The following is a 12686-nucleotide window of genomic DNA, read 5'->3' on the forward strand; positions in this document are numbered from 1 at the left end:
AAACCTGCGCTTGCGCACGGCCAGAGCAACTTTTACCGGATTAATTATTATTTATTGGTCCGCTTTTAAAAATTCCTGCCACGTCTGAATCACCACCTGAGGCTTGTCGCCCAGCGCCAGCTCACCCAGACCCTCAGCCTGTTCACGCACGGCATCCTTTTCCAGCGCGCTGACGATACCAAAGCTGTTCGTACCCAGCTCGTGTGGATGACCCTCTTTATCGTGCAACGTGGTGGTAAAACCCCCATTAACCAGCGCGCTGGTGAGTTCCAGCACATCGGTCAGGCCCTCTTCCTGATAGTGAAAAGTCACCACATACTGCTCGACGTCTAATGCACTCATGATTCACCTCTTTGTTAAGCATAATGTTTTAGCATAGCCCACTGACGTAAAAGAGGAGGCCGGAAAGCGCTGATTGATAATGCAATTAATTATCATTATTATCTTCGCCCTTATCCCGAGAGTTATTGGAGTCTGATGTGCTGTCTGTTGCTCGTTTTGCTACCACCTTCGCCCTGATGGCCTGTGCCGTTCCAGCCTTTGCGACTACCTTCCCGGTCACGCTGACCGACAGCGACGGGCAGCAGGTCACCCTTTCTCATCAGCCGCAGCGGGTTGTTCTGCAGGATGGTCGCGACATCCTCGCGCTGGCGCTGCTGGACCGCGATGACCCCTTTCAGCGCCTGGTGGCGTGGAATAACCTGCTGAAAAAAAGCGACCGCCCGACCTGGGAGCTGATGGCGAAGAAGTGGCCCGCTGCGCAGAAAATTGTTGATATGGGGTTCAGTGATAAAGGGGATGTCAATCTGGAAAGTGTGGTTGCCCTGCATCCCGACTTAATGATCGCCCAGCTTCGCGCCAAACCTTCACTTAGCCAGACCGGGGTGCTGGATAAAATGCATCAGCTTGGTATCCCCGTGCTGTTTATCGACACCTTTAAGGATCCGGTCAAGGATACTCCCAAAAGTATCACCCTGCTGGGCATCGCACTTAACCGTGAGTCGGAAGCCCGCGCCTACACGGATTTCTATCAGCGCCACTATCAGGCTATCCTTTCCGCAACCCGCCGTGTTACGCCACAGCCCCGGGTCTTTATTGAAGCAAAGGCCGGGTTGGGCGGGCTGGAATCATGCTGTTTTACCCATGCTAACGTCGGCTGGGGCGCAATGGTCGAAGCCGTAGGCGCGAAAAATCTCGCTACCGGCCTGCTGCCGGGTGCCACTGGCGATATCTCCCTGGAAAAGGTGATTTCGCTTAAACCGGATGTTTATATCGTGTCGGGTTCGCAGTGGGCGAGTAAAAATAATGCTGCTATTCCTTTCGGTTACAACGTCACGCAAAATCAGGTTAACGCCGCTTTCGACAAAATGAAGCAGCGGCCCGGTTTTTCACAGGTCTCCGCCATCAGCAATAACCGCTTTTACGGCATTTACCATAATTTTTATAACCACCCCTACAATATTGTTGGGCTGGAGTATCTGGCGAAGTTTATCTACCCGCAGCAATTTGCCACGCTCGATCCGGCTAACACCTGGAAAGAAATTGTCACCCACTTTACCGCAGTCCCACTGGGGGAAGGTGTGTTAGGCGCACAGGCCCCGGCAAAATAGGGCAGCAACAGGGGCGCGACAGGGCCAGTGGTGTAAAACGGTGGTTCTGCCGCGTCCATTTTAAACCCCAAACAGGGTGTGAGAATTATTCCGTCAGCCGAGACACCTTGTAACATCCAGACACTTTATTTTCACTTTTGCGGAATAAATCTTATTTACTGCTGGCTGTAAAGCATTCAATTAACCTTTATACTACGCGACGTTAATCAGACTTCTCTCATTCAGAACACCTTTTTGACAGGTTGCTTAGTTAAAAGAGCGATCAAACAAAATGTTACGATTATTTCCGTAAATTGCGTTGATCGTCTTTTAAAAATCTTCAGACTCACTCATCTCAAACTGTCGTACGGATCACATTTAATGAAAGCCTTTAACAAGCTGTCTGTAGCTCTTTTGCTCTCCTGCGGAACTTTGTGCCACCAGGCGCTCGCGGACAATAACGTCTTTACGGTCATGGATGATCCCTCCACGGCGAAGAAATCTTTCGATGGCAATGCCTCTGCGGGTTATCTGGCTCAGACCGGAAACACTACCAGCTCCTCGCTGACGGCTAATACCACCATGACCTGGTATCAGCCAAAAACAGCATACAGCCTGTGGGGCAGCGCCAGTAACACCTCTTCTAACGACGAACGCTCTTCTGAAACCTATCAGCTGGGTGGACGTACGCGTTACAACATGACCGACTTTGACTACCTGTTCGGTCAGGCAAGCTGGCTCAGCGACCGCTTTAACGGGTATGACGGCCGCTCAATTCTGGTAGCCGGTTATGGTCGCCAACTGCTTAACGGTCCCGTGCATTCACTGCGCATAGAAGCCGGCCCGGGCGTACGCTATGACGACTACCACGACGGTGGCAGTGAAACGCAGGCCCTGGCATACGGCGCGCTGAGCTATCAGTGGCAGCTGACAGATACCACTAAGTTCATTCAGGGTGTATCGGTACTGGGCAGTGATGACACCACTGTTAACTCCGAAACGGGCCTGCAGGTCGCTATTAACCAGCACTTCTCGCTGAAGGTAGCTTACAACGTCACCTGGAACCAGAATCCACCTTCCTCTGCGCCGGATAAAACGGATACCAAGACGACCGTCATGTTGTCCTACGCCATGTAAACCGTCCCGGTTCGCTGTTTTTGTGACGGGTCGGCAGTGCCGGCCCGCTAATCTGTAGTCCGTTCTTTCTCCGTTATTTCCCCTCACTGACTCTTTTTATTGCAAACTAAAAAAACTCTGCCTTCGCTTTCTTTGACCTGGGGGTCATAGCGTGTAAGATGTTCGCCCTTAAGGCGTTTTTGCTGAAAGAAACGTTTTACCCGTGTACCAGGCTGGGACCAAACTGACAACTGTGAGTCGGTTTCAAGTCACCATGGTCTGAAGTATATGAATTAACTCATTTTTGTATGTAGCCTTGCGTATGGGTTACCACTGCAATTAAGGATGTATGATGCCTGTTATTACTCTTCCTGATGGAAGTCAGCGTACTTTCGACCACGCCGTCAGCGTGATGGACATTGCCCAGGATATCGGTCCGGGCCTGGCGAAGGCCTGCATTGCTGGCCGCGTGAACGGTGAACTGGTAGATGCCGTCGATCCCATTACTGCCGATGCCAGTGTCGCGATAATTACCGCAAAAGACGAAGCGGGTCTGGAAATTATTCGTCACTCAACCGCTCATCTGCTGGGGCATGCCATCAAGCAGCTGTGGCCTGATACCAAAATGGCGATTGGCCCGGTGATCGATAACGGTTTCTACTATGACGTTGATATTGACCGCACTCTGACTCAGGAAGATATCGAACAGCTCGAAAAGCGTATGCATCAGCTGGCCGAAACGAATTACGACGTCATCAAGAAGAAAGTGAGCTGGCAGGAAGCGCGTGACGCCTTTGCTGCCCGTAACGAAACGTACAAGATGACCATTCTTGATGAGAATATCAGCCGTGATGACCATCCGGGCCTGTATCATCATCAGGAATACGTGGATATGTGCCGTGGCCCGCACGTGCCGAATATGCGCTTTTGTCACCATTTCAAACTGCAGAAAATCTCCGGTGCCTACTGGCGCGGCGACAGCAATAACAAAATGCTGCAGCGCATCTACGGTACTGCCTGGGCGGATAAAAAACAGCTGGCGGCCTATCTGCTGCGGCTGGAAGAGGCTGCAAAGCGCGACCACCGGAAAATTGGCAAGCAGCTTGATCTGTATCATATGCAGGAAGAAGCACCGGGTATGGTATTCTGGCACAATGACGGCTGGACCATTTTTCGCGAGCTGGAAGTGTTTGTTCGCAGCAAGCTGACCGAGTATGACTACCAGGAAGTGAAAGGTCCGCTGATGATGGACCGCGTGCTGTGGGAAAAAACCGGACACTGGGAAAACTACAAGGAAGCAATGTTCACCACCTCCTCGGAGAATCGTGAATACTGCATCAAGCCCATGAATTGTCCTGGTCACGTGCAAATTTTCAATCAGGGTCTAAAATCATACCGCGACCTGCCGCTGCGAATGGCTGAGTTTGGTAGCTGCCACCGTAATGAACCTTCCGGTGCGCTGCACGGCCTGATGCGCGTACGCGGCTTTACCCAGGATGATGCCCATATCTTCTGTACAGAAGAGCAGGTGCGTACCGAGGTGAATAGCTGCATCCGGATGGTGTACGACATGTACAGTACCTTCGGCTTCGAAAAAATCGCGGTCAAGCTCTCAACCCGTCCGGTGAAGCGTATTGGTACGGATGAACAGTGGGATCGTGCTGAAGCCGACCTGGCTGCCGCGCTGAAGGAGAACGACATTCCGTTTGACTATCAGCCGGGTGAGGGCGCGTTTTACGGTCCGAAAATTGAATTTACCCTGCATGACTGTCTCGATCGTGCCTGGCAGTGCGGCACGGTCCAGCTGGACTTCTCTTTACCGGGTCGTCTGAGCGCCTCTTATGTGGGCGAAAATAATGAGCGTCAGGTGCCGGTGATGATTCACCGTGCAATTCTGGGTTCAGTGGAGCGCTTTATCGGTATTCTTACCGAAGAGTATGCCGGTTTCTTCCCTACCTGGCTGGCTCCTGTACAAGTTGTGGTGATGAATATCACCGATGGCCAGTCCGAATATGTTGCAGAATTGACCCGAAAATTGCAGAATGCGGGCATTCGTGCAAAAGCGGACTTGAGAAACGAGAAGATTGGCTTTAAAATCCGTGAGCACACTTTACGTCGTGTCCCTTATATGTTGGTCTGTGGTGATAAAGAGGTGGAAGCAGGCAAAGTTGCCGTTCGCACCCGCCGTGGTAAAGACCTGGGAAGCATGGACGTAAATGACGTAATCGCGAAGCTGCAGGCAGAAATACGCAGTCGCAATCTTCATCAATTGGAGGAATAAGGTATTAAAGGCGGAAAAAGAGTTCAACCGGCGCGTCCTAATCGCATTAACAGAGAAATTCGCGCCACTGAGGTTCGTCTTACGGGCATCGATGGCGAGCAGATTGGCATTGTCAGTCTGGATGAAGCTTTGGAAAAAGCAGCAGAAGCAGGTGTTGATTTAGTTGAAATCAGCCCTAACGCCGAGCCGCCCGTTTGTCGTATCATGGATTACGGCAAGTTCCTTTATGAAAAAAGCAAATCTTCTAAAGAACAGAAGAAAAAGCAAAAAGTTATTCAGGTTAAGGAAATCAAATTCCGCCCTGGAACCGATGATGGCGACTATCAGGTAAAACTACGCAACCTGGTTCGCTTTCTCGAAGAGGGCGATAAAGCCAAAATCACGCTGCGTTTTCGCGGTCGTGAAATGGCGCACCAGCAGATCGGCATGGAAGTGCTTAACCGCGTCCGTAAAGATCTGTGTGAAGACATGGATTTGGCTATTGTTGAATCCTTCCCTTCAAGGATTGAAGGACGTCAGATGATCATGGTGCTCGCTCCGAAGAAGAAGCAGTAGGCCATAAAGTAATAAAAGCCGTCGCGGTTTCGTGCCGTGCGGCTTTTTATTCGCCTGTCTGATTCATTTTATTAACAATGCGAAGTGGATGTTTTAAATGCCAAAGATTAAAACTGTACGTGGCGCGGCTAAGCGCTTCAAGAAGACCGCCTCTGGTGGCTTCAAGCGTAAACACGCTAACCTGCGTCATATTCTGACCAAAAAATCGACTAAGCGTAAACGCCACCTGCGCCCTAAAGGCATGGTATCTAAAGGCGATCTGGGTCTGGTTATTGCCTGCCTGCCTTACGCATAAGTAGTCCCTTTTTTAGTACCCGAGTCACATCGGGTAAAACAGAATATTAAACAGGAGAGCTAAATGGCTCGTGTAAAACGTGGTGTAGTTGCTCGCGCACGTCACAAAAAAATCTTAAAACAAGCTAAAGGCTATTACGGTGCACGTTCACGTGTTTACCGCGTTGCCTTCCAGGCTGTTATCAAAGCTGGTCAGTATGCTTACCGTGACCGCCGTCAGCGTAAGCGTCAGTTCCGTCAGCTGTGGATCGCGCGTATTAACGCTGCGGCCCGCACTAACGGTATGTCTTACAGCCGTTTCATCAATGGCCTGAAAAAGGCTTCGATCGAAATCGACCGTAAGATTCTGGCTGACATCGCCGTATTCGACAAAGTGACTTTCACAGCACTGGTTGAAAAAGCGAAAACAGCTCTGGCGTAAGTCAGGTGGAAGAGGGAGCTCGTCTCCCTCTTTTATTATCCGCGATATCGTCACAAATTCCGTTCTCTGACCCCGGGCAGCCAGTATGGCGTGGGAACATGAGGCCCCTTAAATCCACAAGGTAACACCTGCATGAACGCTTATTTTCGTTTCTTTTTTTACTTTAGCACCTGAGGATCGGGGGCTGGCGCAAAGAGAAGAAACGAAAAATCGCGCTAAAAGCCTCCCTCGTGGAGGCTTTTCTATTTCTGGCGAAGCGAATAACGGACGACACCTCGTCCCCATAAAAACAAACCAGCTCTGATGGCTGGAAGAAGAGGAAAGCATGTCACATCTCGCAGAACTGGTGGCGAACGCGAAAGCGGCCATTACTGATGCCCATGATGTTGCCGCGTTAGACACGGTACGCGTTGAATATCTGGGGAAAAAAGGGCATCTGACGCTGCAGATGACCACGCTGCGCGAGCTGCCAGCAGAAGATCGACCTGCCGCCGGTGCGGTGATCAACGATGCCAAACAGCAGGTGCAGGAAGCGCTCAACGAACGCAAAAACACGCTGGAGTCTGCTGCCCTCAATGCGCGCCTCGCGGAAGAGACCATTGACGTCTCGCTGCCGGGACGCCGCATCGAAAATGGCGGTTTACACCCGGTTACCCGCACCATCGATCGCATCGAAACCTTTTTCGGTGAACTGGGCTTTGCGGTGGAAACCGGCCCTGAAATTGAAGATGACTACCACAACTTTGATGCGCTGAATATTCCGGGCCACCATCCGGCGCGTGCTGACCATGATACCTTCTGGTTTGATGCCACTCGCCTGCTGCGGACCCAGACCTCTGGGGTGCAGATCCGCACCATGAAAAATCAGCAGCCGCCAATCCGCATTATCGCCCCGGGCCGCGTCTACCGTAATGATTACGATCAGACCCATACCCCGATGTTCCACCAGATGGAAGGGCTGATCGTAGACAAAAATATCAGCTTCACCAATCTGAAGGGAACGCTGCACGACTTCCTGCGCAACTTCTTTGAAGAGGATCTCCAGATTCGCTTCCGTCCGTCCTACTTCCCGTTTACCGAGCCTTCCGCAGAAGTGGATGTGATGGGTAAAAACGGTAAGTGGCTGGAAGTGCTGGGCTGCGGCATGGTGCACCCCAACGTCTTGCGCAACGTAGGCATCGATCCTGAAGTCTATTCAGGCTTTGCCTTTGGTATGGGCATGGAGCGTCTGACCATGCTGCGCTATGGCGTAACCGATCTGCGCGCCTTCTTCGAAAATGATTTACGTTTCCTCAAACAGTTTAAATAAGGGCGGGTAACACCAATGAAATTCAGTGAACTCTGGTTACGTGAGTGGGTTAACCCGGCCATTGATAGCGCGGCACTGTCAGAACAAATTACCATGGCAGGTCTGGAAGTTGACGGCGTAGAGCCGGTAGCCGGCGTTTTCCACGGCGTGGTGGTGGGTGAGGTGGTCGAATGTGGCCAGCATCCTAATGCCGATAAGCTGCGCGTGACAAAAATTAACGTTGGCGGCGACCGTCTGCTGGATATCGTCTGCGGTGCCTCCAACTGTCGCCAGGGTCTGAAAGTGGCCGTGGCCACCGTGGGTGCGGTACTGCCTGGCGATTTCAAAATCAAAGCCGCGAAGCTTCGCGGCGAGCCTTCCGAAGGGATGCTGTGCTCCTTTTCTGAGCTGGGCATTTCCGTTGAACAGGATGGTATTATTGAGCTGCCGTTTGATGCCGTTCCAGGCACGGATATCCGTGAATTCCTGCAGCTCGACGACAGCACCATTGAGATAAGCGTAACGCCTAACCGTGCCGACTGCCTGGGCATTATTGGCGTGGCGCGCGACGTGGCCGTGCTGAATAAAATGTCCCTCACTGAGCCTGACATTACGCCAGTAGCGGCAACCCTCCAGGAGAGCTTCCCCATCCGCGTGGATGCCCCGGATGCCTGCCCGCGCTATCTGGGCCGCGTGATCAAAGGGATCAACGTTAAGGCAGCCACCCCGCTGTGGATGCAGGAGAAGCTGCGCCGCTGCGGCATTCGCTCTATTGATCCGGTTGTGGATATCACTAACTTCGTTCTGCTTGAGCTGGGCCAGCCAATGCATGCTTTCGATCTGGATCGCATCGAAAGCGGTATTGTGGTGCGCATGGCGGAAGAGGGTGAGTCCCTGACGCTGCTTGACGGAACAGTGGCAAAACTGAACGCCGATACCTTAGTGATTGCCGATCATCAAAAAGCGCTGGCCATGGCCGGGATATTCGGTGGCGAACACTCCGGCGTGAATGAAGAGACGACTAATGTGCTCTTTGAGTGTGCATTCTTCAGCCCGCTGTCGATTACCGGTCGCGCCCGTCGTCACGGATTGCACACCGATGCCTCTCATCGCTACGAACGCGGCGTTGATCCTCAGATGCAATATCGTGCGCTGGATCGGGCAACGCGCCTGCTGCTGGACATTTGCGGCGGTGAGGCTGGCCCGGTTATCGATGTGTCCAGCCCGGACAGCCTGCCCGCGCGTGCCCCGATTATGCTGCGCCGTGAAAAGCTGGATCGTTTGATTGGTCACGTGATTGCCGATGAGGCCGTGACCGATATTCTCCGTCGTCTGGGCTGTGACGTGAGCGTTGCCGCCGGTGAGTGGAAAGCGGTGCCGCCGTCATGGCGTTTCGATATGGAAATCGAAGAGGACCTGGTAGAAGAGGTCGCGCGCGTCTATGGCTACAACAATATTCCAGATGTGCCGGTGCAGGCAGGTCTGATCATGACCCGTCATAATGAAGCCAGCCTGTCGCTAAAACGTGTTAAGACGCTGCTGGTTGATAAAGGGTATCAGGAAGCGATTACCTATAGCTTCGTCGACCCTAAGATCCAGGCACTACTGCATCCGGGTGTGGAACCGCTGATTCTGCCCAGCCCTATCTCCAGCGATATGTCGGCGATGCGCCTGTCACTGTGGACCGGCCTGCTGACGGCGGTGGTGAATAACCAGAATCGTCAACAGAGCCGCGTGCGTCTGTTTGAAAGCGGTCTGCGCTTTGTGCCTGATACAGCGGCACCTCTTGGCGTTCGTCAGGATGTTATGCTGGCGGGTGTGATCACCGGTACACGAAATGAAGAACACTGGGATCTGGCGCGTCAGGCGGTAGACTTCTATGATTTGAAAGGTGATTTAGAGTCGGTTCTGGATTTAACGGGCAAAATGGACGACGTTCAGTTTCGTGCTGAAGCCACTCCAGCACTCCATCCGGGCCAGAGCGCGGCAATTTATTTGCACGATCAACGCATTGGTTATATCGGTGTGGTGCATCCGGAACTTGAACGGAAACTGGATCTTAACGGTCGTACCGTCCTGTTTGAGCTGAAGTGGGACAGGGTGGTAAACCGCGTCCTGCCTGACGCGAGCGAGATTTCACGCTTCCCGGCTAACCGCCGCGACATCGCCATTGTGGTGGCTGAAAGCGTCCCGGCAGCAGATGTTATTGATGTGTGTAAGAAAGTTGGCGTAAATCAGGTAGTTGGCGTAAACTTGTTTGACGTGTACCGCGGTAAGGGCGTTAAAGAAGGTTTTAAGAGCCTTGCTATCAGCCTGATATTGCAAGATACCGGCCGGACACTCGAAGAAGATGAGATTGCCGCTACCGTTTCAGGATGTGTAGAGGCACTGAAAGAGCGATTCCAAGCATCCTTGAGGGATTGAACCTATGGCGCTTACAAAAGCTGAAATGTCCGAATACCTGTTTGAGAAGCTGGGGCTTAGCAAGCGGGATGCCAAAGAGCTGGTAGAGCTGTTTTTCGAAGAGGTACGCCGCGCTTTGGAAAATGGCGAACAGGTCAAACTGTCAGGTTTTGGCAACTTCGACCTTCGCGACAAAAATCAACGTCCAGGACGTAACCCTAAGACCGGTGAAGATATTCCAATTACGGCACGTCGGGTAGTGACTTTCCGCCCGGGGCAGAAGCTTAAAAGCCGGGTTGAGAACGCTTCGCCAAAAGAAGATTAATCCCTGCACTATAAAAGGCCGCATTTATGCGGCCTTTTTCATTATCAGCCACGAACTATTTTCTGCGGGTCCTGAATTACGCTGATGACGTCGTTATCTCTACTGCGGGAACGTGCCAGACGGCACGATAGGCGCTGGCTGGGCGCGCTGGCCCTGATTGCTCTGCTGATGCTGATACTCAGCCTGTGCGCAGGTGACCGCTGGATTTTGCCTGACCGTTGGATGGATCCTGACGCCCGGCTGTTCGTCTGGCAGCTGCGTCTGCCACGCTCGCTGGCTGTGCTGCTGGTGGGGGCGTCGCTGGCAGCCACGGGGGCAGTGATGCAGGCTCTGTTTGACAATCCGCTGGCCGAGCCGGGGCTGCTGGGCGTCTCTAACGGTGCCGGTGTCGGCCTGGTGGTGGCAATGTTCGCCGGTGCCGACGGCATCTGGCAGCTTAGCGTTGCTGCGGTACTTGGGGCGTTAAGCGTTACGCTGATTCTGCTGCACCTGTCGCGTAAACAGCTCTCCAACAGTCGGTTACTGCTGGCGGGCGTTGCGCTGGGTATAATAGGGGGTGCAGCAATGACCTGGCTGGTCTGTTTCAGTACCAGTCTGGACCTGCGCCAGCTTATGTACTGGATGATGGGGGGCTTTAGCGGTATTGACTGGCGAAACGGCTGGCTGATGCTGGCACAGGTGCCGGTTTTGCTCTGGCTATGCTCGCGCTGGCAGGTGCTCAACCTGCTGGCGCTGGGCGAGATGTCTGCGCGCCAGCTGGGGTTGCCGCTGGTGCTCTGGCGTAACCTGCTGGTGGTCGCTATCGGCTGGCTAACCGGCACTGGCGTTGCGCTGGCCGGTGCTATCGGCTTTATTGGTCTGGTCATACCGCATATCCTGCGCCTCAATGGCATCAGCAATTATCGTATTCTGCTTCCTGCCTGTGCGTTGGGTGGTGGTAGCGTACTGCTGGCGGCAGATATCCTTGCTCGCCTGGCGCTTGCCTCCACAGAGCTTCCCGTTGGGGTGGTAACCGCTACGCTGGGCGCACCCCTATTTATCTGGCTACTATTGAGAAACCGTCCCTGAAATCAGGGCCTGAACCTTCCCACTTAAACAGGAAAAACTGATGAGTATTTTCGACACAAAACTGACCACGCTGGATGGCGAACAGACCTCACTGGCGAAATGGCAGGGTAATGTACTGCTGATCGTCAATGTTGCCTCTAAATGCGGCCTGACCCCGCAGTACGAACAGCTGGAAAACATTCATAAAGCCTGGCATGACAAGGGCTTCACGGTACTGGGCTTTCCCTGCAATGCGTTTCTGGGCCAGGAGCCGGGGAGTGATGATGAGATCAAAACGTTTTGCAGCACCACCTACGGCGTGACCTTTCCGATGTTCAGCAAAACGGAGGTCAACGGGCCCGATCGTCACCCGCTTTATCAGCAGCTGATCGCCGCCAAACCCGAGGCGGTTGAGCCGGAAAACAGCGGTCTTCTGGAGAAGTTAAGCAGCAAAGGGCAGGCACCCAAAGCCCCTGGCGATATCCTGTGGAACTTTGAGAAATTCCTGATTGGGCGTGATGGCACCATTGTGCAGCGTTTCGCACCGGATATGCAGCCAGAAGATCCCATCGTGATGGAGAGCATCAAGCTGGCGCTGGCAAAATAAGTGCTGCTTGAGTGCCAGGGCGTTGCGGTAGCGCAGCGCCTTGCTCCCTTTGATGCCGAGGTAGGGCAGGGGGAGCTGATCCATCTGCTGGGGCCAAACGGCGCAGGGAAGAGTACGCTGCTGGCCTGTCTGGCCGGACTGCTTCCCGCTCGTGGGCGGCTGATGCTGGCGGGCCGTCCGATAGGTGAATGGTCTCCCGCCGTGCTGGCGCGTCAGCGTGCCTGGCTTTCGCAGCAGCAGGCGCTTTCGGGCAGAATGCCGGTTTGGCATTATCTGAGCATGCACCAGTCCCACCCCCCCAGCCTGGAAGAACGAGACCGAACGCTACTTGCCCTGTGCCAGCGCTTTCAGCTGGAACAGAAGCTGGCCTCCCCGCTGAGCAACCTGTCCGGTGGCGAGTGGCAGCGGGTCAGGCTCGTGGCAATATTTGCGCAGATATCGCAGCCGGAAGGAAGGCTTTTGCTGCTTGACGAGCCAATGACCGGGCTTGATCTTGCGCAGCAGGCCGTTCTGGACCGCTATCTGGCAGAGCGGGTGGCGGCGGGGCTGACGGCGGTGGTTAGCGGCCACGACATCAATCATACGCTGCACCATGCCCAGCACGTCTGGCTGATGAAAGAGGGTAACATGATCTGCCAGGGTGAGGCGAAAGCGGTGCTTCAACCCGATCTGCTCAGCCAGATTTACCAGTTGCCTTTTCGTCGTCTGAAGGTTGAGAACCAGGAAATTCTCACCACATTCCTCTGATTAACCTTAGAAT

13 protein-coding genes and 1 pseudogene are annotated in these 12686 nt (G+C 53.5%); 13 read left to right on the plus strand and 1 reads right to left on the minus strand.

The window, feature by feature from the left end; all coding sequences use genetic code 11:
• Positions 1–51 precede the first annotated feature (51 nt).
• On the minus strand, positions 52–342 hold the full coding sequence (gene ghoS, locus AAGR22_RS09825; protein ID WP_345831388.1) for a type V toxin-antitoxin system endoribonuclease antitoxin GhoS: 291 nt from the start codon (positions 340–342) through the stop codon (positions 52–54).
• Positions 343–518: 176 nt separating this feature from the next.
• Between ghoS and AAGR22_RS09830 the strand changes: the two genes are divergently transcribed.
• The 13 genes and pseudogenes from AAGR22_RS09830 to btuD all read left to right on the plus strand — a co-directional run bounded on the left by AAGR22_RS09830 (position 519) and on the right by btuD (position 12673).
• Complete coding sequence (locus tag AAGR22_RS09830) at positions 519–1610, plus strand: ABC transporter substrate-binding protein (protein WP_345831577.1); 1092 nt, start codon at positions 519–521, stop codon at positions 1608–1610.
• A 360-nt stretch (positions 1611–1970) separates the two neighbouring features.
• A complete protein-coding gene (locus tag AAGR22_RS09835) occupies positions 1971–2726 on the plus strand; it encodes a DUF481 domain-containing protein (protein ID WP_067703503.1) in 756 nt (251 codons plus the stop codon).
• Between the two features lie 331 nt (positions 2727–3057).
• Positions 3058–4986 carry a threonine--tRNA ligase gene (thrS, locus tag AAGR22_RS09840; RefSeq protein ID WP_067703506.1) on the plus strand — a complete coding sequence of 643 codons (1929 nt, stop codon included), beginning with the start codon at positions 3058–3060 and terminating at the stop codon, positions 4984–4986.
• 3 nt (positions 4987–4989) lie between these two features.
• Entirely contained in the window at positions 4990–5541 is a 552-nt protein-coding gene (gene infC, locus AAGR22_RS09845; protein ID WP_073980966.1) for a translation initiation factor IF-3, read from the plus strand.
• Between the two features lie 97 nt (positions 5542–5638).
• On the plus strand, positions 5639–5836 hold the full coding sequence (rpmI, locus tag AAGR22_RS09850; protein WP_004157374.1) for a 50S ribosomal protein L35: 198 nt from the start codon (positions 5639–5641) through the stop codon (positions 5834–5836).
• Between the two features lie 63 nt (positions 5837–5899).
• Complete coding sequence (rplT, locus tag AAGR22_RS09855) at positions 5900–6256, plus strand: 50S ribosomal protein L20 (protein WP_013201905.1); 357 nt, start codon at positions 5900–5902, stop codon at positions 6254–6256.
• Between the two features lie 132 nt (positions 6257–6388).
• A pseudogene (locus tag AAGR22_RS09860) lies at positions 6389–6430 on the plus strand (hypothetical protein).
• Between the two features lie 151 nt (positions 6431–6581).
• A complete protein-coding gene (gene pheS / locus AAGR22_RS09865; RefSeq protein ID WP_067703510.1) occupies positions 6582–7565 on the plus strand; it encodes a phenylalanine--tRNA ligase subunit alpha in 984 nt (327 codons plus the stop codon).
• Positions 7566–7580: 15 nt separating this feature from the next.
• Positions 7581–9968 carry a phenylalanine--tRNA ligase subunit beta gene (pheT, locus tag AAGR22_RS09870; RefSeq protein WP_345831389.1) on the plus strand — a complete coding sequence of 796 codons (2388 nt, stop codon included), beginning with the start codon at positions 7581–7583 and terminating at the stop codon, positions 9966–9968.
• A 4-nt stretch (positions 9969–9972) separates the two neighbouring features.
• Complete coding sequence (gene ihfA, locus AAGR22_RS09875) at positions 9973–10272, plus strand: integration host factor subunit alpha (protein ID WP_017802142.1); 300 nt, start codon at positions 9973–9975, stop codon at positions 10270–10272.
• Between the two features lie 84 nt (positions 10273–10356).
• Positions 10357–11340 (plus strand): vitamin B12 ABC transporter permease BtuC, encoded by a 984-nt coding sequence (gene btuC, locus AAGR22_RS09880; RefSeq protein WP_345831390.1) that lies wholly within the window; start codon positions 10357–10359, stop codon positions 11338–11340.
• Positions 11341–11380: 40 nt separating this feature from the next.
• The gene (locus AAGR22_RS09885; RefSeq protein WP_067703519.1) at positions 11381–11926 is read left to right on the plus strand and encodes a glutathione peroxidase; all 546 of its coding nucleotides are present in this window, start codon (positions 11381–11383) and stop codon (positions 11924–11926) included.
• Positions 11927–12673, plus strand: coding sequence for a vitamin B12 ABC transporter ATP-binding protein BtuD (gene btuD, locus AAGR22_RS09890; protein WP_345831391.1), 747 nt, complete (start codon positions 11927–11929; stop codon positions 12671–12673).
• Positions 12674–12686 lie beyond the last annotated feature (13 nt).

The organism is Erwinia sp. HDF1-3R (genome assembly GCF_039621855.1).
Lineage (GTDB): Bacteria > Pseudomonadota > Gammaproteobacteria > Enterobacterales > Enterobacteriaceae > Erwinia.

Bases quoted from the DNA above. Each gene is read 5' to 3' on its own strand.
- rpmI (WP_004157374.1), top strand. From the start codon at position 5,639: ATGCCAAAGATTAAAACTGTACGTGGCGCGGCTAAGCGCTTCAAGAAG.
- rplT (WP_013201905.1), top strand. From the start codon at position 5,900: ATGGCTCGTGTAAAACGTGGTGTAGTTGCTCGCGCACGTCACAAAAAA.
- ihfA (WP_017802142.1), top strand. From the start codon at position 9,973: ATGGCGCTTACAAAAGCTGAAATGTCCGAATACCTGTTTGAGAAGCTG.
- AAGR22_RS09885 (WP_067703519.1), top strand. From the start codon at position 11,381: ATGAGTATTTTCGACACAAAACTGACCACGCTGGATGGCGAACAGACC.
- btuC (WP_345831390.1), top strand. From the start codon at position 10,357: ATGACGTCGTTATCTCTACTGCGGGAACGTGCCAGACGGCACGATAGG.
- thrS (WP_067703506.1), top strand. From the start codon at position 3,058: ATGCCTGTTATTACTCTTCCTGATGGAAGTCAGCGTACTTTCGACCAC.
- pheT (WP_345831389.1), top strand. From the start codon at position 7,581: ATGAAATTCAGTGAACTCTGGTTACGTGAGTGGGTTAACCCGGCCATT.
- AAGR22_RS09830 (WP_345831577.1), top strand. From the start codon at position 519: ATGGCCTGTGCCGTTCCAGCCTTTGCGACTACCTTCCCGGTCACGCTG.
- pheS (WP_067703510.1), top strand. From the start codon at position 6,582: ATGTCACATCTCGCAGAACTGGTGGCGAACGCGAAAGCGGCCATTACT.
- AAGR22_RS09835 (WP_067703503.1), top strand. From the start codon at position 1,971: ATGAAAGCCTTTAACAAGCTGTCTGTAGCTCTTTTGCTCTCCTGCGGA.
- ghoS (WP_345831388.1), bottom strand. From the start codon at position 342: ATGAGTGCATTAGACGTCGAGCAGTATGTGGTGACTTTTCACTATCAG.